We start from the raw sequence: 21,131 nt of genomic DNA, 5'->3' as shown, positions 1-21,131 counted from the left end.
GTTTTCCATGATGGTTCTCCGAATGAAAGCCTGTCCTCAGCATAGTACTGGGAAGGAGGGAGTGACCATCTCATTAAATATTCTCGTTTGCGGGATAAAAGTGACCTGACGCAATATTTGCGTTTTGATGCTTATTGATAATGTTGTCACAAAAAGTGAGGGTGACTGCATGGATAAATTACTTGAGCGTTTTTTACAGTACGTTTCGCTGGATACCCAATCTAAGCCGGGTGTTCGCCAGGTGCCGAGCACCGAAGGCCAGTGGAAGCTATTAAACCTGCTTAAAGAGCAGCTTGACGCCATGGGGCTGGTCAACGTCACGTTAAGCGAGAAAGGCACTGTGATGGGAACGCTGCCGGCGAATGTCGACGGGGATATCCCGGCGATTGGCTTTATCTCCCATGTCGACACCTCTCCGGATTTTAGCGGTAAACATGTGAACCCGCAGATTGTTGAAAACTACCGCGGCGGCGACATTGCGCTGGGCATTGGCGACGAAGTGCTCTCGCCCGTGATGTTCCCGGTGCTGCACCAGCTGCTCGGTCAGACGCTGATCACCACCGATGGTAAAACGCTGCTGGGAGCGGATGACAAAGCGGGCATCGCGGAGATCATGACGGCGCTGGCGGTGCTGAAGGGCAACGATATTCCGCACGGCGATATCCGCGTGGCCTTTACGCCGGATGAAGAGGTCGGCAAGGGCGCGAAGCACTTCGACGTGGACGCCTTTAACGCCCAGTGGGCCTACACCGTCGACGGTGGCGGCGTCGGTGAGCTGGAGTATGAAAACTTCAATGCCGCGTCAGTCACGATCAAAATTGTCGGCAACAACGTCCACCCAGGCTCTGCCAAAGGCGTCATGGTCAACGCGCTGTCGCTGGCGTCGCGAATTCACGCGGAAGTCCCGGCGGAAGAGAGCCCCGAACAGACCGAAGGGTATGAAGGTTTCTACCACCTGACCAGCATCAAAGGCACCGTGGACAGCGCGCAGATGCACTACATCATCCGCGATTTTGACCGTAAAGCCTTTGAGGCGCGCAAGCGTAAGATGATGGAGATCGCTAAGAAGGTTGGTAAAGGATTACATCCTGACTGCTATATTGAGCTCATCATCGAAGACAGCTATTACAATATGCGCGAGAAGGTGATGGCCCATCCGCATATTCTCGATATCGCCCAGCAGGCGATGCGCGACTGCGATATTGAACCGATATTAAAACCGATTCGCGGCGGTACCGACGGTTCTCAGCTGTCGTTTATGGGACTACCGTGCCCGAACCTGTTTACCGGTGGCTATAACTACCACGGTAAACATGAGTTTGTGACGCTGGAAGGGATGGAAAAGGCGGTGAAGGTGATAGTGCGGATCGCGGAGTTGACCGCTAAACGCTAAAAAATGCCCGGTGGCGCTGCGCTTACCGGGCCTACGATCCGAATGTAGGCCGGGTAAGGCAAAGCCGCCACCCGGCAATGAGGCAAGGAGTGCCCATGTCAAACTACCGTCGCCATTACGTCCCCGGTGGAACCTGGTTCTTCACCGTCAACCTGCAAAACCGTCAGAGCGATTTGCTTACCCGCCATATCGATAACCTGCGTTCCGCCACCTCAACGGTTAAGCGTGCGAAGCCCTTCACCATCAACGCGTGGGTTATTTTGCCTGAACATATGCACTGTATCTGGACCCTACCGGACGGGGACAGTGATTTTTCCGCCCGCTGGCGGGATATCAAAAAGACATTCAGCCGCAGCATCGACATGCGCTATATCTGGCAGCCACGATTCTGGGAGCACACTATCCGCAACGAAGAGGACTACCGGAGGCATGTGGATTACATTTATGTCAATCCGCTGAAGCACGGCTATGTGGGTAAAGTCAGCGACTGGCCGTATTCAACGTTTCATCGGGACGTGGCTGAAGGGTTGTATCCGGTGGATTGGGCAGGAGAGATTGAGGATTTTGCCGCGGGGGAGCGGAAGTGAAAAGCCGGGTGGCGGCTACGCCTTACCCGGCCTACAAAAGCTCGATCCCGTAGGCCCGGTAAGCGAAGCGCCACCGGGCACTAAAGCGACTCAGTCCTCAAAGAACCAGTACCCGCTGTTGACCAGCGCGGCCAGCATCGCGAGGAAGGACGGGTCTTCCAGCGCATCGCCAAAGGTATCCGCAGTCAGCACCAGATGGCTGGCAATCGCTTCCAGCGCTGGTCGGTGCGGAGAGTCCAGCTTCTCGCCGTTGACGAACACGTCCTCACCAATGCGCAGCACGCGCAACCCGCCCAGGCGCGTCAGCTTGTCGCCTTGCTGAAGCGCATCGTAAATCTCGTCCGCCTGATACGGCGGCTCCGGAGGCGCAACGTCCAGCTCGTGGCGGGACTGGCTGATGAACTCGCCAAACCACTGACGGAAATGTTCCGGCTCGTTGATCAGATCCAGCATCATGCCGCGCAGCTTATCCAGCTCCGCAGGCAGGATGTCTGCCGGGTGCTCACGCGCAGGCACGTCGGGATCGCTGTAACGATAGCTGCCCAGCTCGCGCTGCAGAACATAGTCGGCAAATCCGCTGATCATCTCGCGGCCGCTTGGCGCGCGGAACCCGACGGAGTAGTTGAGGGAGTTCTCCAGGGAGTAGCCTTCATGAGGGAATCCCGGCGGGATGTAGAGAATGTCGCCCGGCTCCAGCTCTTCGTCGATAATCCCGTCAAACGGATCAACCTGAAGCAGGTCCGGATGCGGGCAGTGCTGCTTCATCGGCACTTTTTCGCCCACGCGCCAGCGGCGGCGGCCCGTACCCTGAATGATGAACACATCGTACTGGTCCAGATGCGGACCCACGCCGCCACCCGGTACGGAGAAGGAGATCATCAGATCGTCCATGCGCCAGTCGGGCAGGGCGCGGAACGGACGCATTAATGCGGCCGTCGGCTCATGCCAGTGGTTGACCGCCTGTACCAGCAGCGACCAGTTGTTTTCACCGAGATGATCGTAGCTTTCGAAAGGACCGTGGCTAACCTGCCATTTCCCGTCCTGGTGGCTGACCAGGCGGCTGTCGACTTCGTTTTCCATGGCCAGACCGGCCAGCTCGTCAGGCGAGATAGGGTCGACAAAATTGCTGAACCCGCGTTTCAGAACGACCGGGCGTTTTTGCCAGTAACGTTCAATAAACTCGGGCCAGTTAAGCGTTAAGTGATAATCCATATTTTTTTATTCCGCAGGCTCTTACTGACTCGGATTATAACGGAAGCTCAGCCCCCCGGCTGCGAGATCCTCGCATTTTTCACATAACGGGTTAACTATCGTTCGATGTGGGCTGCTGGCGACCAAAAATGACCTCCATTCGCGCGCCGCCCAGCAAACTTTCGCTGGTTTCGATTTTCCCGTCGTACTGGTCGACAATCTCACGGGCGACGGCTAATCCAACGCCCTGGCCAGGACGTAGCGTATCGGCGCGTTGACCGCGATCGAACACCACATCACGTTTATTGCGCGGGATCCCCGGGCCATCATCCTCCACGATGATATGCAGTTCGTTATCCGTCTGGCGCGCCGACACTTCCACGAACTCCAGACAGTATTTGCAGGCGTTATCCAGCAGGTTGCCCATCACTTCCATGAAGTCATTTTTTTCACCCACAAAGCTTATCTCTGGCGAGATATCGAGGCTGATGTTTACCCCTTTACGCTGATACACCTTGTTGAGGGCGGACGTGAGGTTATCCAGAAGCGGGGCGACCGGATGCAGCTCGCGGCTCAGCAGGGCGCTGCCGGAACGCATGCTGGCGCGGTGGAGGTAATAGCCAATTTGCTGAGAAATACGGCTGATCTGCTCCAGCATCACCGGCTCGGCATCGTCGACGCTCAGCTTCGAACTGCGCATGGAACGCAGGGTACTTTGCATCACCGCGAGCGGGGTTTTCAGGCTGTGGGTCAGATCGGTAAGCGTCGTACGGTATTTATCGTAGCGTTCGCGTTCGCTTTTCAGCAGGCGGTTGAGGTTTCGCACCAGGCTGGTGAGCTCGCGGGTGGTTTCCGGGTTAAGCTTTTCGCGATGATGTTCTTCCAGCTCGCGAACCTCTTTCGCCAGTGATTCAATGGGGCGCAGGCTCCACCACGCCGCTATCCACAGCAGCGGGATCACCAGCAGCAGATTTGCCGCCAGAACGTAGATGAACCAGCTCCAGACCATATAAGAACGCTTCAGCTCGACCGGAATGGTGTCGATCACCACGATGGTCAGCTGCGGCATATTTAGCGTCGCCGGATAAAGGTTAATCGCAACGGAGTGCGTCATCTCCGTTTCGGCGTCGTCGGCGCGGATCTCGTTCAGCTTTTGCTGCAGGGAACGATCTTCACGGATCAGCGAGCTGGTGGTGTTGAGATCGGCTTCAATTTCGTGAAACCCGTTGGTTTTAAGCCACTCCGGACGAATGCTTTTAACCAGCCACGGAATGTCGCGCTGCGCCCACAGCAGCTTCCCCTTTTCGTTGTAAATCAGGGCCAGGGTGGGGCTTTGCTGATTAAGGTTTTCCGGCATTTCGACGGTGATTCGGTTATCTTCCCATTTCGCCAGGGTATAAAACAGATTGCTTTCGCCGCGTAAGAGACGAAAGGTCGTTTTATCGAAGCTGACGCTGTACCCCACCAGGGCGACCATGCCGTAGGAGAGCGACAGCACCAGCACCACCGCAGCCGTTGCCAGTAAAAAACGAACCCGCAGTGAGAGGGGCAGAAGATGACGCAAAATCCGTCTCATTTAGCGTAATTCAAACAGGTAGCCCTGGCCGCGGACGGTGGTAATCACATCCTGCGGGTACTGGGCCTGAATTTTCTTACGCAGTCGTCCCATCAGCACGTCAATGGTATGGCTCTCGCGCAGTTCAGCGTCAGGGTAGAGCTGAAGCATTAAAGAATCTTTACTCACCACCTTGCCGCTGTTGCGGATCAGCGTTTCCATAATCGTATATTCGAATGCGGTCAGCTTGATGACTTCATCGTTAATTGAGAGCTCGCGGCGGGAGAGATCGACCTGGAAAGGCGGGATGGAAATAACCTGCGACGCCAGCCCGCTGTTGCGACGGAGCAGCGCCTGCATGCGGGCCGCCACCTCTTCAATATGGAACGGCTTAGTGACGTAATCATCTGCCCCCGCGCTCAGCACTTCAACCTTATCCTGCCAGCCTTCACGAGCGGTCAGCACCAGAACCGGCAGGGAAACATCGTGGCTGCGCCAGCGGCGAATCAACGACAGGCCGTCTTCGTCAGGCAACCCTAAATCGACAATGGCGATATCCGGCAGGTGTTCATTGAGATAATAATCGGCTTCTTTTGCATCTTCAGCATCGTCCACCTGATGTCCCATCTCCTGAAGCTGAACCTTCAGGTGATGGCGTAGCAATGCGTTATCCTCAACAACCAGTACGCGCATCATCTTTTCTCCCAGAATAAATAGTATGAATAGTTTAACGCTGATTATGTTGCTGTGGGGATAAACATTGAGTAAACCGGGGAAAAGCAACCCCCTTTCCGGGCGGAAAGGGGGGAGAAGGGATTATTTCAGCTCGTCAACCATGGTGATGGCGCGGCCAATGTAGTTCGCCGGAGTCATCGCCTTCAGGCGGGTTTTCTCTTCTTCCGGCAGCGCCAGACCGTCGATAAACTGCTTCATACCTTCGGCATCAACGCGTTTGCCGCGGGTCAGCTCTTTCAGCTTCTCGTACGGTTTTTCGATGCCGTAACGACGCATCACGGTCTGAATCGGCTCCGCCAGCACTTCCCAGTTGTGATCCAGTTCGTCCAGCAGACGATCGCGGTTCACTTCCAGCTTGCTCACGCCTTTCAGCGTGGACTGATACGCGATCAGCGCGTAGCCGATGCCCACGCCCAGGTTACGCAGTACGGTGGAGTCGGTCAGGTCGCGCTGCCAGCGGGATACCGGCAGTTTGCTCGCCATATGCTGCAGCACGGCGTTCGCCAGACCCAGGTTACCTTCGGAGTTTTCGAAGTCGATCGGGTTCACTTTGTGCGGCATGGTGGAAGAGCCGATTTCACCGGCGATGGTTTTCTGCTTGAAGTGGTTCAGGGCGATGTAGCCCCACACGTCACGATCGAAGTCGATCAGGATGGTGTTAAAGCGCGCGATGCAGTCAAACAGCTCCGCAATATAGTCGTGCGGCTCAATCTGGGTGGTGTACGGGTTCCACTGAATGCCCAGCGAGGTCACGAACTCTTCGCTGAACTGGTGCCAGTCCACTTCCGGATACGCGGCGATGTGGGCGTTATAGTTACCGACCGCGCCGTTGATTTTGCCCAGAATTTCAACCTGTTCCAGCTGACGGTACTGGCGCTCCATACGGTACGCGACGTTCGCCATCTCTTTACCCATCGTGGATGGGGTGGCTGGCTGGCCGTGGGTACGGGAGAGCAGCGGAATGTCGCGGTATTCCACGGACAGCGCTTTCACCGCGTCGATGATTTTACGCCAGTAAGGCAGCACCACCTCTTTGCGCGCGGTGGAGAGCATCAGCGCATGAGAGAGGTTGTTGATGTCTTCAGACGTACAGGCGAAGTGAATGAACTCAGACACGGCGTGCAGCGCAGGAACGCTTTCCACTTTCTCCTTCAGGAAGTACTCAACCGCCTTCACGTCGTGGTTGGTGGTGCGCTCAATGGTTTTAATGCGCGCGGCGTCTTGTTCGCTAAACTCGGCAACGATTTTATCAAGGTAATCGTTTGCCTTTTCGTCAAAAGCAGGAACTTCCTTGATTGCTGCCTGGGCGGCCAGCTTTTGCAGCCAGCGTACTTCAACCTGAACACGGAACTTCAGCAAACCATATTCGCTGAAGATCCCGCGCAGCGCGCTGACTTTATCGCCGTAGCGTCCATCGACAGGGGATACGGCGGTCAGTGAGGATAATTCCATAATTCGCAACTCCGGGAGGTTAACAATGAGCAAGAATTTGTTTTGCCTGAGTGGTCAGGCGATTACGAGAAAACATTAACTGCAGGCGGCCACCGCCAACCTGGTGCCACAGTACGGCGGCACGGATCCCTGCCAGCAGGGAGGCGCGTACTTTTGCCTGTACCTGCGGGCTTTGCAGCACGGCAGGGGAGCCGGTGACCTGAATCCGTGGGCCCAGCGGGCTGATGACGTCAACATAAATGCCGGCCATGGCGCTCAGCAGCGTGTCGGACTGCAGGTCAAAATGGTCAAGCTGACGCTGTAACCCGGCAATGCGATCGCCCAGGGTATTAAGCGCGCCTTTTGCTGCGCTCAGCTTACGCTCCAGCACCATCAGGCTCAACGTGTAGCGGGTCAGCTCTGCGTTTAACCCCTGACGGCTGCTGGCGTTAAGCACGCCAAGCAGGGTTTCAAGACCGAGACGAAGATTGGTTTCACTGCCACCGAACACGCCCAGGGTCGAACCGGGGTTGAGGTCGATAACGCTATTGAGTGAAACGTGCAGGGCATCAGCGTCGCAATGACCCTGATGCGCCAGCTGTTGCACCAGACGGGCTGACTGGCAAATTCCCGCCAGCGCCAGGGTGATGTCATAGTAGTTCTTCGCCACACGGTCTCCTTTATGTGTGCAAACGCTGTTAAACAGCGGGCAGCGGCAGGCGCTGTTCAATGATCCCGCCGCCCAGGCAGATTTCGCCGCTGTAGAAGACAGCGGACTGACCCGGGGTGACGGCGGCGACCGGCTCGTCGAAGCGCACGTCAATGCGGTCGTCATCAAGCGCGGTAACGGTGCAAGGAATATCGGTCTGACGGTAGCGTGTTTTCACCGTGCAGCGCAGCGTGCCTTTCAGCGGCTCACGATCGACCCAGTGCAGCTGCTGCGCGATCAGGCCAACGGACATCAGACGCGGATGGTCATGGCCCTGAGCAACAACCAGAATATTGTTTTCGACATCTTTGTCGACCACGTACCACGGATCTTCGCTACCTTCTTTCGTCCCGCCGATACCCAGGCCTTTACGCTGGCCTAAGGTGTGGTACATCAGCCCCTGATGCTGGCCAATCTCTTCACCATCGACGGTGACAATTTTACCCGGCTGTGCGGGCAGGTAACGTCCGAGGAAATCGCGGAATTTGCGCTCGCCGATGAAGCAGATACCCGTAGAGTCTTTTTTCTTCGCGGTGATCAGGTCCAGCTCTTCGGCGATTTTACGCACCTGCGGCTTTTCCAGCTCGCCAACCGGGAACAGGCTCTGGGCGATTTGCTCGTGGCTCAGCGTATAGAGGAAGTAGCTTTGATCTTTGTTGCCGTCCAGACCGCGCAGCAGCTGGCTTTTGCCATTCACGTCAGCGCGACGCACGTAGTGACCGGTCGCAATGTAGTCTGCGCCCAGATCTTCCGCGGCGAATTCCAGGAAGGCCTTAAATTTGATCTCTTTGTTGCACAGAATATCCGGGTTCGGCGTACGGCCCGCTTTGTACTCTTCGAGGAAGAGTTCAAACACGTTGTCCCAGTATTCTGCGGCAAAGTTAACGGTGTGCAGTTCAATGCCGAGCTTATCGCACACGGCCTGCGCATCGGCGAGATCCGCTGCGGCAGTGCAGTATTCCTCGCCGTCATCTTCCTCCCAGTTCTTCATGAACAGGCCCTCCACCTTATAGCCCTGTTGCTGTAACAGGTAGGCGGAAACGGAGGAATCGACACCGCCGGACATGCCGACGATCACTTTTTTCTGGCTGTTATCTGACATGGAATACTCACGACATTGAACTTCAAGGCGGCGTATTCTATCACGCCCCCCCACCATTGGCACCCTCTGTAAACGGCCAGTTAAAAGCGCCGATGACATCCAGGGGCAAGCGGTCGGCAGACTGCCAGCAGCGAATGCTTTCCGCAACCAGCGGCGAGCGCAGGTTTCGCGCGTTCAGGATCTCGTCGGCGGTCACCCACAGACAGCGGTCGATATCGTCATCCTGCGGCTCTGTGGCGCACGTTTCGCTAAGCTCAACGGCAAATAAAAAGCGCAGGAAGGGAGTGCTGTCGGGTGCAATCCACTGGTGCATACGGATGAAGTGCTGGGGCTCGGCGTGAATGCCGGTCTCTTCCCACAGCTCGCGTTTTGCCGCCTGCAGGAGGGTCTCATTGGCTTCCAGGTGCCCGGCAGGCTGGTTCCACAGCGCTTTGCCGTTAATGCTCTCTTCGACAACCAGGAATTTCCCCCGGGCGTGGACCACGCAGGCAACCGTGACATGAGGTTTAAACATAGTGACTCCTTAAGAGGTAACGTCCCGCCATTCACCGTTTGCCAGCGTTTCCAGGGTGTAGTTACCCATGGCGTAACGAATCAGGCGCAGGGTGGGGAAGCCGACGTGTGCGGTCATGCGCCGAACCTGGCGGTTGCGGCCTTCATAAAGGGTGATTTTGAGCCAGCTTGTCGGAATCGATTTGCGTTCGCGGATAGGCGGGTTACGCGGCCACAGCCACTCCGGTTCATTCACGCGTTCAATACCTGCCGGCAGGGTGGGACCGTCGTTGAGCGTGACGCCTTTGCGCAATTTTTCCAGCGTCTCGTCATCCGGCTCGCCTTCTACCTGGACGAAGTAAATTTTGCCGGTGTGTTTCCCCGGCTGCGTGAGCTTCGCCTGCAGCGCGCCGTCGTTGGTCAAGACCAGCAGGCCTTCGCTGTCGCGGTCCAGACGCCCGGTCGCGTAGACCCCCTGAACCGGGATGTAGTCCTTAAGCGTGCTGCGTCTGGCTTCGTCGGTGAACTGCGGCAAAACATCGTAGGGTTTATTGAACAGAATCACCCGCTTTGGCTGGGTTTCTTGCGGTCGTCTGGCGGCTTGTCGCGAGCTGAATCGCTCAACCCGGTGTTTTGTAAAAGAAGTTTTCTTCATGGTATTTTCAGGCGTTATCAATTGCCGCATTATAGCCTAATAACGAAGACCTTTCATGGCGTCGGACAATCAGGTACTATCGAAGGGCTCATTACAATTTATTAACATAAGATCAGTAACAACCAGAAGCGCTCGAAGGAGAGGTTAATGGAAAGCAAAGTAGTTGTTCCGGCGGAAGGTAAAAAGATCACCCTGCAAAACGGCAAGATTAACGTTCCTCACAATCCGATCATTCCATTCATCGAAGGTGATGGTATCGGTGTAGACGTTACCCCGGCAATGCTGAAAGTGGTTGATGCCGCTGTTGAGAAAGCCTACAAAGGCGAGCGTAAAATTTCCTGGATGGAAATTTACACCGGTGAGAAATCGACGCAAGTTTATGGCCAGGACGTCTGGCTGCCAGCAGAAACGCTGGACCTGATCCGCGACTACCGCGTTGCTATCAAAGGCCCACTGACGACGCCAGTTGGCGGCGGTATCCGTTCCCTGAACGTGGCACTGCGTCAGGAGCTGGACCTGTACGTCTGTCTGCGTCCGGTTCGTTACTATCAGGGCACCCCAAGCCCGGTTAAGCACCCAGAACTGACCGACATGGTCATCTTCCGCGAAAACTCAGAAGACATCTACGCGGGTATCGAATGGAAAGCGGACTCTGCTGATGCAGAGAAAGTGATTAAATTCCTGCGCGAAGAGATGGGTGTGAAGAAAATTCGCTTCCCTGAGCATTGCGGTATCGGCATTAAGCCGTGCTCCGAAGAAGGGACCAAGCGTCTGGTGCGCGCGGCCATCGAATATGCGATCACCAACGACCGTGACTCTGTGACCCTGGTTCACAAAGGCAACATCATGAAGTTCACCGAAGGCGCGTTCAAAGACTGGGGCTACCAGTTGGCGAAAGAAGAGTTCGGCGGTGAGCTGATCGACGGCGGCCCATGGCAGAAGATCAAAAACCCGAACACCGGCAAAGAGATCGTCATTAAAGATGTGATCGCCGATGCGTTCCTGCAGCAGATCCTGCTGCGTCCTGCGGAATACGACGTGATTGCCTGTATGAACCTGAACGGTGACTACATCTCTGACGCCCTGGCAGCTCAGGTTGGCGGTATCGGTATCGCCCCTGGCGCGAACATCGGTGACGAGTGCGCCCTGTTCGAAGCTACCCACGGTACTGCACCAAAATACGCAGGCCAGGACAAAGTGAACCCGGGCTCTATCATCCTGTCCGCAGAGATGATGCTGCGTCATATGGAATGGTTCGAAGCCGCAGACCTGATCGTTAAAGGTATGGAAGGCGCAATCAATGCGAAAACCGTCACCTATGACTTTGAACGTCTGATGGAAGGCGCTAAGCTGCTGAAATGTTCAGAGTTTGGCGACGCGATTATCGCGAACATGTAATCCAGATTCTGGGTTAAACAAGAGCGGGGGCCTGAGGGTTCCCGTTTTTTTTGCCTCTGCCCGCGGGAGACAACCCGATGTTAGCCACTGTCCTTATCGCTGTCGTTGCACTTATTCATCTCTACATTCTTGTGCTGGAAATGTTCCTGTGGAATACCAAAACAGGACACAAGGCCTTTAATCTGCGTCCTGATTTTGCACGCGACACCCGCGTGCTGGCGGCGAATCAGGGGCTGTATAACGGGTTCCTGGCGGCGGGCCTGCTGTGGAGCCTCTGGCTCGGCGAAAACGGGATTCAGGTGGCCATCTTCTTCCTGACCTGCGTGCTGATCGCCGGGCTTTTTGGCGCAGCCACCGCCAGCCGTAAAATTTTGTACGTGCAGGCCATTCCCGCGCTCGCTGCGCTGCTTGCGTTACTCATCTGAAGCAATGCTTTGGTTGAGATAATGCGTCCGATATACTCGTGACGTTACCTTTATTGACCAGAGACGAGACTGTTATGCGCAACGATATCCCCCTGAAATATTATGATATTGCCGATGAGTACGCGACGGAGGCCGCAGAGCAAGTCGCGGAATCAGAGCGCGACGCGCTGGCACACTATTTCCAGCTGCTGCTCACCCGCTTAGCGAATAATGAGGAGATCAGCGAGGAAGCCCAGCAGGAGATGGCCACAGAAGCCGGGATCCGTGCGGGTCGCATTGATGATGTTGCGAACTTCCTCAATCAGTGGGGAAATGAATAGCCTGCCTCAAAAACCGTTATGGTGATGCTTTGCGATACAGCTCAGCATCACGCTATCGGACCACATGCATTTTTTCCGCAGAATAGGCGAAGCGGGTTTATCGACAAGCAGCGCGAAAATAACGATCAGAAAAAAGAGTACTGCTGGAAAAACTAAGGATAATTTCACGTTTTTAACCAAAATAAGAGTGTGCTTCAGGGTAATCTACCGTCTGAATATGACGACTATATGTTTTGGCGGAAAAAATGGAAACGTCCGAGTGTAAAAAAACGAGCAGGACAGGCTTCATGTTAGGGGGCGACGCCGGTGAGTCGCTTCGCCAGCTCGCTCCGGGTGAGTGCTTTTGAAAAATACCATCCCTGGATCAGCGCGTCGGGATATCTGTTCGCAATAAAGCGATACTGAGTTTCATTTTCCACGCCCTCGAACACAAGGGTTTTATTCAACTTCGCGAGGGCATCGCTGAAGATAACAAAGATGTTTTGCTTATAATCTTCGCTGATGCCATCCACCAGCGATTTGTCAATTTTGATTTCATCATATTCAAGCTGCGACAGCCGCGCCAGATTTGAATTTTGCACGCCGAAATCATCGATTGAAATTTTAACGCCAAGCGATTTTAGTTCCTGGCAGAATCCCTCAAGGATATCCGCCGTGGAAACGGCTTTCTCAGAAAGCTCGACCTTCATCAGGGAAAGGGGAAGGTTGTTGACTAAGCACTCGCGACGCAAAATGTTAATAAACTGTCCGTCTTCAATTTCTTTCCGCCCAACGTTGATTGAAACGATCAGCTGATGCTTAATCGCCAGCGGGGCAATTTCTGAGAGAGATTTACCGATAACATTGCCATAATATCTTTTATACAGCCCGATTTTCTTAATTAATGGGATAAACAGCTCCGGCGAGACGTCTCCGTGTTTTTGATCGCGCCATCGCGACAGAACTTCCACACCCACGATTTTTTGATCGCGAATGCGAATAATGGGCTGATAGTTAACGCTGAAGGTATTTGTTATCACGGCTTTGATTAGCGTACGTTCCAGCGAAAAACGGTCTTCATGGATACGGAAGATAAATAACGTTATCGCGACCCAGATAAAGTAGAGAATGATCGCGAGAAACGTCAAGATAAACGGGGGTAACGAGGCCAGTCCCGCATCGTGATGTTTTACAATCACGCATAAATCCCACACGGCGCTGCACTGTGTAATGGTCAGGGTGAACAACGTGGAGTGCAGCCAGCTCCGCGCTCGCAGGTCGGGGGCAGCCGAAAAAAAGATCCGGCCAAAGTCCTTTGTGGTGGCACTCAGAGAATAGCTTGCGGTAACCGGGGTGAATTTATCGTAAGCATAGCGGGAGGTGAAGATAATAATATTATTATAAATGGCCGCATTGCCCGTGAAAAAGTCTTTTCTTGAAAACTGCGCGAGGAGAAAACCTCTCGGCGTTTTATGCAGTTCCGCCGGAAGTGGAACGGGCGTCGCGAGTTTACCCCAAAAAGCAGTACAGATAATTTTTCCTTTTTCAATAAAACCGATATCGCCGAAATAGAGGTTGTTAAGCTTTATTTGTCTGTAGCTATCAAGGCTGGTTTTATCACACCCCTGCGTCGTTATGCTTTTAAGGCCCAGCGCCACGTTTTGGGACAGGTCTTCGGAATAATGTAAAAGGGTCCGGGATATTTCAAGCTGTTTGGTTTTTTGCTGACCAAGGATAACCGCATTGACCGCATAAAGAGACAGGATGACCAGAAGCGTTGAAACGATCGCAACGGCAATGCGCTTTTTCATTTTCCGGTTATCCTGTCCGCTCCCTGAATTCATAAATCTTAACACAGCCTGGGCAAGGCACAAGCCTGATAGTCACGCCGGGTGAGCAAATTCGGGCGGGTGAACTCATACGAAAGCATCAGTTTTTTAAGACAATTCTCAGCTAAGCTATTTTCATTGCGATCGGCAACGTCAGGTAAACCACGGTTTCTTCTTTCAGATCCTTCATGCTTGTTTATTCTATTAAGGAAAACATCGTGCGCAACGTGATGATCCCTATTCTCAGTGCCCTGTTTCTTTTTCTGATCGGCATACTGATTATTAACTGGCAGTTATGGCAGATGGCGAAAATGAATAACGTTCATACCGCCACGGTAAGCACCCAGAAAATAGAAAGCATTTTGTCGGAAGCCGTCAGTGCGGCCAACACGGCGAAGCGCGTTGCGGAGCAGGGGTGTACCAGCAGCGGGCAGCTGGCGCTGGGGACAGAAGCTGCGCTAAAACCGCATCTGCGCGCCATCATGATCCAGCAGCAGGGGCAAATCATCTGTACATCCCTTCCGGGGAATGGCGTATTGATTGTTCATCCGGAGACGCTACCTGAAAAAGAATTAATGCTGCTCCCCGGTAATCGACTGGTGAACGGCATCCCGGTACTTGTCTTCCAGATGCCCATCGCGGGCGGGCGCATCATCGTCAGCGTCAGCGATGCGCATTTGCAGGACGTCATCGCGAATGCATCAAACAGCGTTGACCTGGGGTTGGTTGTCGGCGAAAGCATGTTTACGCGCAACGGTGACGTGACCGGCTGGAAAGCGGCCTCGTGGACGGGTTCACTTACGGCATCTTCGCAATTCCCCTTTAGTCTGGCCTGGCAACCGCCTGCCTTTTTTAGCCTGACGCGGCTACTACACCAGGGCTGGAGCCTGATACTGCTGATTCTCGCGCTATCCCTGGCGGTGGGCATTTTGATCCGCCGATACAAGGGAAAAAGCACCACCTTTGAAGACGATTTGCGTAAGGCCATTTTGCAGGGAGAGATCGTGCCTTACTACCAGCCGATCGTGAACGGGGACACCGGCGGGTTATACGGGGTTGAAGTCCTGGCAAGGTGGAAGCATCCAAAGTCTGGGTTTATCCCGCCGGATGTCTTTATTCCGATTGCTGAACGTAGCGGGTTGATTATTCCGCTGACCAAAGGCTTGATGGCGAAAGTGGTCACACAGCTTAAGCCGCTGTTGCCGAAGCTACCGGATGGGTTCCATATCGGGGTGAACATCAGCGCCAGACACATTGATGCCCCTTCCTTCATCGGTGACTGTCGTCTCTTCGGCAAGGGGTTTCAGGGTAAAGCCGTGAAGCTGGTTCTCGAGGTGACCGAGCGTGAACCGTTGATCGATAATCCTCATCTGGTGGAAAACCTCAACGCGCTGCATAACGCCGGTTTTGTCATTGCACTGGATGATTTTGGTACGGGGTATTCCGGGCTGTCATGTCTTAATGCGCTTGCCATAGATTATATTAAAATTGATAAAAGCTTTGTTAACCGGGTTTCTGAGGAAAAGGACTCAACGATCCTGCTGGACTGCGTTATTGACCTGGCGAAAAAACTGTCATTACGTATCGTGGCCGAAGGTGTAGAAACGAAAGAGCAGCTGGAGTACCTCAACCGTAATGAAATTACCCTGTTGCAGGGGTATTATTTTGGTAAACCCGTCTCCTATATCGATTTTATTAAAGTCATTTTATCTAAGCCCAGGGAGGCCGTGATGCTGTAAAACGTCAGGCGGTGTAAAAAATCAGGAATAGAGCGTGTTGCCTGGCGGTGAAACACAAAATAAAGACGAGCTTCTGTTGTATGCTTAAGTGCAATTCATTTTCCTCTTATCCTGAGCTTTGTTACAGTGACAAGAGTTGTCAGCCAGGGATATCAGGCGTGATAAGGTGGAAAAGCTCGTGCATGTGAAAAATACTTTTTACACAACAACCATTACCGTCATCATTGTCTCATTGATCATCTCGCTGGCGCTTGCCGTCCAAATTGCCACGTCCAGACAGCAGTCAATCCAGCAAATTAATACCAGCGTCGCTAATCTTAGCCACACCCTGGATGTTTATACTGAAGGGATCATGCGCCAGAGTGAAATGTTAATTACTACCGTTTCCGACATAATCGAAATTTATGGCATGACCCCGCAGCAGGCGACCAATATTCAGCACATGATCCATAATCAGGATAACCTTCTTACCCAGATTAATAATGTGGTTGTTTACGATGCTCAGGGCGATATCTTCACCGCGCTGCATGAAAGTTTCACGGGGCCACGCAAAGGCTCGGACAGAGAGTTTTTTATCTATCACAAGGAAAATAAAACTCAGCAGGTCTTTATTGGGGAGCCGGTGGTAAGCAGAACCAATGGCAAATGGGTTATCACCCTCAGTCGGCGCCTTGAAACCCAGTCCGGGGCATTTAACGGTGTCGTGGTGGTGACGCTCGGTATTGAAAATTTTCTGGCACTCTACGGGCAGATTAATATCGGCCACTCGGGCGTCATCGGCTTAACGACGCAATCAGGCGTACTGCTGGTCCGTTATCCCTTTAAAAATACCTATATCGGCACGATTGTTTCTGATTCACCGCTCTTCAGGAAATATCTCAAAGTACAAAATACGGGGATAGCCAGCTCCATCTCACGGTTTGATAAAATCGAGCGCATCTATGCCTATGAGAAAAACCGACGCTACGGACTGGTCACCACAGTAGCCGTCAGCATTGATGAAGCTCTTGCACCCTGGCGCAAGCAGGCGATTCAGCTGGCGGTACTCATTTTCGTGTTTACGGCGATACTCATCGTGGCGTCGTACTTCCTGTATTCCGACCTGTCCCGAAAAACACGGGATAACAAAGCGCTGAAGATTATCGCTTCAGAAGATGCGTTGACCGGGCTGTACAACCGCCGCGTCTTTGATGAAAAAATCCTCTCGGAAATTGCTACGTGCGCCGCACATGACGCGCCGATTTCGGTACTGATCGTGGACGTGGACTACTTCAAAAAATACAACGATAACTATGGTCATCCTGAAGGGGACCGGTGTCTGGCAATGCTCGGAAACAGCCTCAGGGAGAGCCTTACCCGTGATAATCAGCTTGTGGCGCGCTACGGCGGAGAGGAGTTTGCGCTGATATTGCCGGATGCGGATATTCAGGAGGCACTTCGTCTGGCCCAGACGATTATTCGCAATGTGTTCTCGCTGCAAATCGCGCATGCCTTTAGCCCCTTCGGCCGGGTGACGGTAAGCGTCGGAATTTCCACCGCCCGTGCCGTCGACATTGCAGGCAGCCAGCAAAATATCATTATTGCCGCAGACCAGGCGCTCTATCAGGCGAAACGCGCGGGACGAAACCGGTACGCGTTTGTTGGGGTATGAGCATAAAAAAAGCCCACTCAGGAGTGGGCAAGAAATACTGGAAGCAATGTGAGCAATGTCGTACTGAATACTTGAGTGTTTCTCTCAACTATTCAGTGTTGAGAAAGATAATCTTTCTCAACAAAAGATGCAACCCCACAGTTTCTGTGGCCCGTACATTTTTTTGATGAATAATTCCCCACTCTCTCATTGTGATGCTTATCACAAATTTCCTTTCTGGAATCCTGTGCTATTCTTTTTTGTGTCGTTGATTTAATGACAAAAACCATACAGAGAGGAAAGTTATGGGAATTTTATCCTGGATTATCTTTGGGCTTATTGCGGGTATTCTGGCGAAGTGGATCATGCCGGGCAAAGATGGCGGTGGGTTTATCGTCACCGTAATACTGGGTATTGTCGGCGCGGTAGTCGGCGGCTGGATCAGTACGCTGTTCGGTTTTGGCAAGGTCGATGGCTTTAACTTCGGCAGTTTCGCCGTCGCGGTGATCGGTGCGCTGGTTGTTCTGTTTATCTACAGAAAGATCAAAAGCTAAGGTCTGAAAGCGTTGAAAAAGGCTGCCAGATGGCGGCCTTTTTACGTACTGGCGTTTACCACGAGCCAAGCTGCGTGCCGGCAAACGCCGCGATGGCAACGATCAGCATAATGACGGTTGTCTTCCGCATTTATGCCCCCGGCGCCGCGTAACCGCCGACAAAAAACCACGCTAAAAATACCACCGCCGTTATAAATATAACGACCGGGAAGAGGATCCCTATTCTCATACCATCACCTGTTTCGGTTTCTGTAACGCCGTAGAGTGTACGGGGTTAATCAATGGTGAGAAAGCGTGATTTGCTTTTTCCTTTCTTATCCTGATACATCGCGACATCCGCAGCGCGTAACGCGCTGTCAGGATCGGTTGCGGCAGGGTCCACTTCGATCACGCCGAAGCTGGCGCCCGGATAAATAATATGAACGCTGCCCAGCCAGTATTCGCCAGCGATGCAGGCGCTGAGGCGCGTTTTGAGCAGCGTAAGCTGCGCGTTATCCCCGTCCTGGTGGGGCTGGCTTAGCGACGCCACCAGAAATTCATCCCCTCCCAGACGACCGATAATATCGTCCTGCTGTTTCTCTTCCGTCAAACGCTTGCCCACTTCTATCAGGAACTGGTCGCCAGCCTCGTGGCCGTAACGATCGTTAATCAGTTTGAAATCATCCAGATCGATGAATGCGATGATGGCGTTACGCTTAAGATGCCGGGCCAGAGAAAAGAGGGTCGTCAGATCTTCAAAAATGGCGCGACGGTTGGGTAAACCGGTAAGGGCATCCGTATAGGAGTGCGCGATGAGGGCCGCATTGGCTTCGCGGAGCTGGGTGACCAGCGACTCTTTCTGAATGGATTGGGCGATCAGCCCGGCGAAGAGCTTCAGGACCTGTTCACCGCGCTCGCTCAGCGGCTTTCTGGCCGTGCTGGTGGCACAGAGCGTTCCGTAAAGTGAACCATCCGCAAGATGGACAGGAATACTCATGTAGGTGGTAATGCCAAGTGCTTTCGCTGCTTCACACTCGGGCCAACGCTCGGGCACGTCATTGCTGAATATCGTGTCACTATCCAGCGCGCGCTTGCACAGCGTCTCATCCCATGGGACGCTCAGCCCCTCCGGGATCGTCATCTGCTTGCTGTTGCGGGCATAGAGAATGTGCTGTAGCCGCGCTTCGATATCCACCTTCGTCAGGTAGGTCGACTCCATGTCGGTGACAATCTCCAGCATCTCCAGCAGCTGGCGAACGAGGCTTTCAAGGGATTGCTCGGTGGCAAGGGTTTCTGAAACGCGAGCGAGGATAAGATCCGACATGACGTAGAATAACTCCCAGGCAGAAGACGTCTGCATCTGCATGTTATGCTGAATTTTTAGGCTTCAGACATAGTAAAACATGAATACATAAAATTTAATATATGCAGGGGGCGGGCAGCAGGCGAGAAAAAAAGCCCCGTTGTTGAGACCGGGGCAAAGACATCTTGATTACGGAATGATGTTCTCTGGTCATATCGAGAACATGCCACACTATAGTGCTGAAAAGTGCAGTTAAAATGGAGAAATCATGGAGAACGTGGCGATGACCCGTTACCCTTAGACTCTGATGACGTCAAAAGGATCAATGAGATGAGATTTCTGCTTCTGGCGCTGGCGCTTCCCCTGGCCGCCTGCACCGCCAAAACCACGCCACCTGATGCACCGAAACCGCCGCACGTTATCGGTATGGCGAACCCAGCTTCCGTCTACTGTCTGGAGAAAGGCGGGGAACAGGTCCCGGTTCAAAGCCCGCAGGGCGTGCGTACCGAGTGCAAATTACCGGGCGGCGAAGTGATTGATGAATGGACGCTCTATCGTCGCGACCATCCGCAACCCGCCAGGTGACAAAGTAATATTGCCTGCGATACACTTCTCTTTAAGATTATTCTTAGCCAGTTCCTGGCGTTCGTTATCGTGAGAGAAGTATGTTTCAGCTAAAACCGGGCAGCATGGCGATGATCGTTGGCGCCCGCACGGCGTCAGGCCGTCGCAATATTGGTAAATCCGTTGAGCTGTTTGGCCTTTGCCAGCCTGGCCTGCGTTTTGTTAACCCGGTCAACGGCGTGATGACGCAATTACCGGTCACCGCAGATCGCGCGCTTTGGCTGGTGACGGGTGATGTCTACGCATTTGACAACCAGCACGGCTTTGCGTTTGTCCGCGCCGAACATCTGATGCCGCTCACCCCGGATGAAGCGCCGCAAATTCTGGATGAACTGGCGATCGGCTGATCACAGATGGCGCAGCCAGTCGGCTAAGACCAGAGCGTGATTTTGCTCCGTGTTTTTGGTAGCAAAGAGCAGGGTGACGGTCTGCCTGCGCGCCAGCGTCGCCAGACGCACGCCCTCGTCAGCCTGCTGCGCCAGCTCTTCCCGATAGGCCTGACTGAAGGCGGCGAAATCAATCGTGTCGCTGTGAAAAGCCTTTCGTAGTTCATTCGAAGGCGTGAGCGCTTTACACCATTCGTCATACGCGAGATCCGTTTTCTTCAGCCCGCGCGGCCACAGCCTGTCCACCAGTATCCTATAGCCGTCGTCAGGGCTTGCCTGTTCGTAGACCCGTTTGCACTGAATCATGATTCCACCCTCCCAATTTAAGGTATTGTGATAATTGCAAAAGATCGGTAGTCTGAGGTTCCTTATGTTATCTGATAATACTCTGGCATAAGGAACCTTTCATGGAACACCTCCCGGTTAAAACAACGCTGCGCATTGCGCTGGTTGGCGATTACAATCCCAATGTTATTGCGCATCAGGCTATCCCGCTGGCCATTGACGACGCCGCCGCAGTGCTTGACCTCACCGCCGATTACGACTGGCTGGCCACGACGGAGCTAACAAGCGCTGAAGATCTGGTGGGCTACGATGCCATCTGGCTGGTTCCTGCCAGCCCCTATAAAAACACGGCGGCCGCTTTTATTGCCGCGCGCTACGCCCGTGAGAACGGCATCCCGTTCCTGGGCACCTGCGGCGGGTTCCAGCATGCGCTGATTGAGTATGCCCGAAACGTGCTGGGCTGGGCTGATGCGGCACACGCTGAGACGGATACCGAAGGCACCATGGTGATTGCGCCGCTGACCTGCTCGCTGGTGGAAAAAACGGATGCCATTGAGCTGCGCAATAATACGCTGATCGCCAAAGCGTACGGCAAGCCCGAAATTGAAGAGGGGTATCACTGTAACTATGGCGTGTCGCCGGCGTTTGCGCAGGCGCTGGAAAGCGGTGATATGCATGTAACGGGCTGGGACGATCAGGGTGAAATTCGTGCCGCGGAGCTGGTGACGCACCCGTTCTTCGTGATCACCTTATTCCAGCATGAACGTGCCGCGCTGGAAGGACGCCCGGTCGTGCTGGTGCAGGCGATGCTGCGCGCAGCGCGCGGGTAA

24 protein-coding genes are annotated in these 21,131 nt (G+C 53.8%); 12 read left to right on the top strand and 12 right to left on the bottom strand.

The genetic code is table 11. From position 1 onward, the window contains the following. The first annotated feature begins 169 nt into the window (after nt 1-169). Nucleotides 170-1,393: a peptidase T gene (gene pepT / locus C6A40_RS05575; protein ID WP_021241029.1), complete on the top strand. Its 1,224-nt coding sequence runs from the start codon at nt 170-172 to the stop codon at nt 1,391-1,393. 95 nt (nt 1,394-1,488) lie between these two features. Beyond that, a complete protein-coding gene (locus C6A40_RS05570) occupies nt 1,489-1,980 on the top strand; it encodes an REP-associated tyrosine transposase (RefSeq protein WP_045336974.1) in 492 nt (163 codons plus the stop codon). Nucleotides 1,981-2,070: 90 nt separating this feature from the next. Here the strand turns inward: C6A40_RS05570 and C6A40_RS05565 are convergent, their stop codons facing one another. The 8 genes from C6A40_RS05565 to rluE all read right to left on the bottom strand — a co-directional run bounded on the left by C6A40_RS05565 (nt 2,071) and on the right by rluE (nt 9,880). Continuing rightward, on the bottom strand, nt 2,071-3,192 hold the full coding sequence (locus C6A40_RS05565) for a ribosomal protein uL16 3-hydroxylase (protein WP_032663761.1): 1,122 nt from the start codon (nt 3,190-3,192) through the stop codon (nt 2,071-2,073). Between the two features lie 91 nt (nt 3,193-3,283). After that, nucleotides 3,284-4,747 (bottom strand): two-component system sensor histidine kinase PhoQ, encoded by a 1,464-nt coding sequence (gene phoQ / locus C6A40_RS05560; protein WP_008500759.1) that lies wholly within the window; start codon nt 4,745-4,747, stop codon nt 3,284-3,286. Beyond that, nucleotides 4,748-5,419: a two-component system response regulator PhoP gene (phoP, locus tag C6A40_RS05555; RefSeq protein ID WP_025911763.1), complete on the bottom strand. Its 672-nt coding sequence runs from the start codon at nt 5,417-5,419 to the stop codon at nt 4,748-4,750. It abuts the gene before it with no gap. A gap of 123 nt (nt 5,420-5,542) precedes the next feature. Continuing rightward, nucleotides 5,543-6,913 (bottom strand): adenylosuccinate lyase, encoded by a 1,371-nt coding sequence (purB, locus tag C6A40_RS05550; RefSeq protein ID WP_008500757.1) that lies wholly within the window; start codon nt 6,911-6,913, stop codon nt 5,543-5,545. A 19-nt stretch (nt 6,914-6,932) separates the two neighbouring features. Further along, on the bottom strand, nt 6,933-7,562 hold the full coding sequence (hflD, locus tag C6A40_RS05545) for a high frequency lysogenization protein HflD (protein ID WP_008500756.1): 630 nt from the start codon (nt 7,560-7,562) through the stop codon (nt 6,933-6,935). 28 nt (nt 7,563-7,590) lie between these two features. Beyond that, nucleotides 7,591-8,703, bottom strand: a complete 1,113-nt coding sequence (mnmA, locus tag C6A40_RS05540) for a tRNA 2-thiouridine(34) synthase MnmA (RefSeq protein WP_021241033.1) — start codon at nt 8,701-8,703, stop codon at nt 7,591-7,593. Between the two features lie 40 nt (nt 8,704-8,743). Continuing rightward, nucleotides 8,744-9,217, bottom strand: a complete 474-nt coding sequence (locus tag C6A40_RS05535) for an NUDIX hydrolase (RefSeq protein ID WP_023327130.1) — start codon at nt 9,215-9,217, stop codon at nt 8,744-8,746. Between the two features lie 9 nt (nt 9,218-9,226). After that, nucleotides 9,227-9,880: a 23S rRNA pseudouridine(2457) synthase RluE gene (gene rluE, locus C6A40_RS05530; protein WP_114191246.1), complete on the bottom strand. Its 654-nt coding sequence runs from the start codon at nt 9,878-9,880 to the stop codon at nt 9,227-9,229. A gap of 117 nt (nt 9,881-9,997) precedes the next feature. Here rluE and icd point away from each other — a divergent pair, with 117 nt between their 5' ends. From icd to C6A40_RS05515, 3 genes are all read left to right on the top strand, one after another. After that, nucleotides 9,998-11,248: an NADP-dependent isocitrate dehydrogenase gene (icd, locus tag C6A40_RS05525; RefSeq protein ID WP_023292761.1), complete on the top strand. Its 1,251-nt coding sequence runs from the start codon at nt 9,998-10,000 to the stop codon at nt 11,246-11,248. Between the two features lie 77 nt (nt 11,249-11,325). After that, nucleotides 11,326-11,673, top strand: a complete 348-nt coding sequence (locus C6A40_RS05520; RefSeq protein WP_045336978.1) for a DUF1304 domain-containing protein — start codon at nt 11,326-11,328, stop codon at nt 11,671-11,673. Between the two features lie 74 nt (nt 11,674-11,747). Continuing rightward, entirely contained in the window at nt 11,748-11,993 is a 246-nt protein-coding gene (locus tag C6A40_RS05515; protein ID WP_023292710.1) for a DUF2543 family protein, read from the top strand. Nucleotides 11,994-12,283: 290 nt separating this feature from the next. Here C6A40_RS05515 and C6A40_RS05510 read toward each other — a convergent pair whose 3' ends face one another. Continuing rightward, nucleotides 12,284-13,783, bottom strand: a complete 1,500-nt coding sequence (locus C6A40_RS05510) for an EAL domain-containing protein (RefSeq protein WP_021241038.1) — start codon at nt 13,781-13,783, stop codon at nt 12,284-12,286. Between the two features lie 236 nt (nt 13,784-14,019). Here C6A40_RS05510 and C6A40_RS05505 point away from each other — a divergent pair, with 236 nt between their 5' ends. The 4 genes from C6A40_RS05505 (at nt 14,020) to C6A40_RS25485 (ending at nt 17,876) form a co-directional block, all read left to right on the top strand. Next, complete coding sequence (locus C6A40_RS05505) at nt 14,020-15,540, top strand: EAL domain-containing protein (protein WP_084832323.1); 1,521 nt, start codon at nt 14,020-14,022, stop codon at nt 15,538-15,540. A 166-nt stretch (nt 15,541-15,706) separates the two neighbouring features. After that, entirely contained in the window at nt 15,707-17,191 is a 1,485-nt protein-coding gene (locus C6A40_RS05500) for a sensor domain-containing diguanylate cyclase (RefSeq protein WP_021241040.1), read from the top strand. A 284-nt stretch (nt 17,192-17,475) separates the two neighbouring features. Further along, nucleotides 17,476-17,724: a GlsB/YeaQ/YmgE family stress response membrane protein gene (locus tag C6A40_RS05495; RefSeq protein ID WP_008500746.1), complete on the top strand. Its 249-nt coding sequence runs from the start codon at nt 17,476-17,478 to the stop codon at nt 17,722-17,724. 29 nt (nt 17,725-17,753) lie between these two features. Beyond that, the gene (locus C6A40_RS25485) at nt 17,754-17,876 is read left to right on the top strand and encodes a hypothetical protein (protein WP_275061030.1); all 123 of its coding nucleotides are present in this window, start codon (nt 17,754-17,756) and stop codon (nt 17,874-17,876) included. Here C6A40_RS25485 and C6A40_RS05490 read toward each other — a convergent pair. Beyond that, a complete protein-coding gene (locus C6A40_RS05490; protein WP_014883431.1) occupies nt 17,855-17,953 on the bottom strand; it encodes a YoaK family small membrane protein in 99 nt (32 codons plus the stop codon). The genes C6A40_RS25485 and C6A40_RS05490 overlap by 22 nt on opposite strands. 45 nt (nt 17,954-17,998) lie before the next feature. After that, entirely contained in the window at nt 17,999-19,027 is a 1,029-nt protein-coding gene (locus C6A40_RS05485; protein WP_031274981.1) for a sensor domain-containing diguanylate cyclase, read from the bottom strand. Between the two features lie 309 nt (nt 19,028-19,336). Here C6A40_RS05485 and C6A40_RS05480 point away from each other — a divergent pair, with 309 nt between their 5' ends. Beyond that, nucleotides 19,337-19,591 carry a putative hemolysin gene (locus C6A40_RS05480; protein WP_008500743.1) on the top strand — a complete coding sequence of 85 codons (255 nt, stop codon included), beginning with the start codon at nt 19,337-19,339 and terminating at the stop codon, nt 19,589-19,591. A gap of 80 nt (nt 19,592-19,671) precedes the next feature. After that, nucleotides 19,672-19,977, top strand: coding sequence for a hypothetical protein (locus C6A40_RS05475; protein ID WP_021241042.1), 306 nt, complete (start codon nt 19,672-19,674; stop codon nt 19,975-19,977). Here the strand turns inward: C6A40_RS05475 and C6A40_RS05470 are convergent, their stop codons facing one another. Further along, complete coding sequence (locus C6A40_RS05470) at nt 19,978-20,322, bottom strand: DUF488 domain-containing protein (RefSeq protein WP_021241043.1); 345 nt, start codon at nt 20,320-20,322, stop codon at nt 19,978-19,980. Between the two features lie 101 nt (nt 20,323-20,423). Between C6A40_RS05470 and C6A40_RS05465 the strand changes: the two genes are divergently transcribed. Continuing rightward, nucleotides 20,424-21,131 (top strand): CTP synthase C-terminal region-related (seleno)protein, encoded by a 708-nt coding sequence (locus tag C6A40_RS05465; RefSeq protein WP_021241044.1) that lies wholly within the window; start codon nt 20,424-20,426, stop codon nt 21,129-21,131.

The organism is Enterobacter sp. GER_MD16_1505_Eko_090 (genome assembly GCF_003331015.1).
GTDB classification, from domain to species: domain Bacteria; phylum Pseudomonadota; class Gammaproteobacteria; order Enterobacterales; family Enterobacteriaceae; genus Enterobacter; species Enterobacter roggenkampii.
This window is presented reverse-complemented; position numbering and strand designations above follow the sequence as displayed.

Excerpts from the sequence above, each read along its gene's own strand:
- C6A40_RS05510 (WP_021241038.1), bottom strand. The coding sequence starts at position 13,783 with ATGAAAAAGCGCATTGCCGTTGCGATCGTTTCAACGCTTCTGGTCATC.
- icd (WP_023292761.1), top strand. The coding sequence starts at position 9,998 with ATGGAAAGCAAAGTAGTTGTTCCGGCGGAAGGTAAAAAGATCACCCTG.
- C6A40_RS05465 (WP_021241044.1), top strand. The coding sequence starts at position 20,424 with ATGGAACACCTCCCGGTTAAAACAACGCTGCGCATTGCGCTGGTTGGC.
- C6A40_RS05520 (WP_045336978.1), top strand. The coding sequence starts at position 11,326 with ATGTTAGCCACTGTCCTTATCGCTGTCGTTGCACTTATTCATCTCTAC.
- purB (WP_008500757.1), bottom strand. The coding sequence starts at position 6,913 with ATGGAATTATCCTCACTGACCGCCGTATCCCCTGTCGATGGACGCTAC.
- rluE (WP_114191246.1), bottom strand. The coding sequence starts at position 9,880 with ATGCGGCAATTGATAACGCCTGAAAATACCATGAAGAAAACTTCTTTT.
- C6A40_RS05495 (WP_008500746.1), top strand. The coding sequence starts at position 17,476 with ATGGGAATTTTATCCTGGATTATCTTTGGGCTTATTGCGGGTATTCTG.
- phoP (WP_025911763.1), bottom strand. The coding sequence starts at position 5,419 with ATGCGCGTACTGGTTGTTGAGGATAACGCATTGCTACGCCATCACCTG.
- mnmA (WP_021241033.1), bottom strand. The coding sequence starts at position 8,703 with ATGTCAGATAACAGCCAGAAAAAAGTGATCGTCGGCATGTCCGGCGGT.
- C6A40_RS25485 (WP_275061030.1), top strand. The coding sequence starts at position 17,754 with ATGGCGGCCTTTTTACGTACTGGCGTTTACCACGAGCCAAGCTGCGTG.
- pepT (WP_021241029.1), top strand. The coding sequence starts at position 170 with ATGGATAAATTACTTGAGCGTTTTTTACAGTACGTTTCGCTGGATACC.
- C6A40_RS05515 (WP_023292710.1), top strand. The coding sequence starts at position 11,748 with ATGCGCAACGATATCCCCCTGAAATATTATGATATTGCCGATGAGTAC.
- C6A40_RS05490 (WP_014883431.1), bottom strand. The coding sequence starts at position 17,953 with ATGAGAATAGGGATCCTCTTCCCGGTCGTTATATTTATAACGGCGGTG.
- C6A40_RS05475 (WP_021241042.1), top strand. The coding sequence starts at position 19,672 with ATGTTTCAGCTAAAACCGGGCAGCATGGCGATGATCGTTGGCGCCCGC.
- C6A40_RS05470 (WP_021241043.1), bottom strand. The coding sequence starts at position 20,322 with ATGATTCAGTGCAAACGGGTCTACGAACAGGCAAGCCCTGACGACGGC.
- C6A40_RS05535 (WP_023327130.1), bottom strand. The coding sequence starts at position 9,217 with ATGTTTAAACCTCATGTCACGGTTGCCTGCGTGGTCCACGCCCGGGGG.
- C6A40_RS05480 (WP_008500743.1), top strand. The coding sequence starts at position 19,337 with ATGAGATTTCTGCTTCTGGCGCTGGCGCTTCCCCTGGCCGCCTGCACC.
- C6A40_RS05570 (WP_045336974.1), top strand. The coding sequence starts at position 1,489 with ATGTCAAACTACCGTCGCCATTACGTCCCCGGTGGAACCTGGTTCTTC.
- phoQ (WP_008500759.1), bottom strand. The coding sequence starts at position 4,747 with ATGAGACGGATTTTGCGTCATCTTCTGCCCCTCTCACTGCGGGTTCGT.
- C6A40_RS05485 (WP_031274981.1), bottom strand. The coding sequence starts at position 19,027 with ATGTCGGATCTTATCCTCGCTCGCGTTTCAGAAACCCTTGCCACCGAG.
- C6A40_RS05565 (WP_032663761.1), bottom strand. The coding sequence starts at position 3,192 with ATGGATTATCACTTAACGCTTAACTGGCCCGAGTTTATTGAACGTTAC.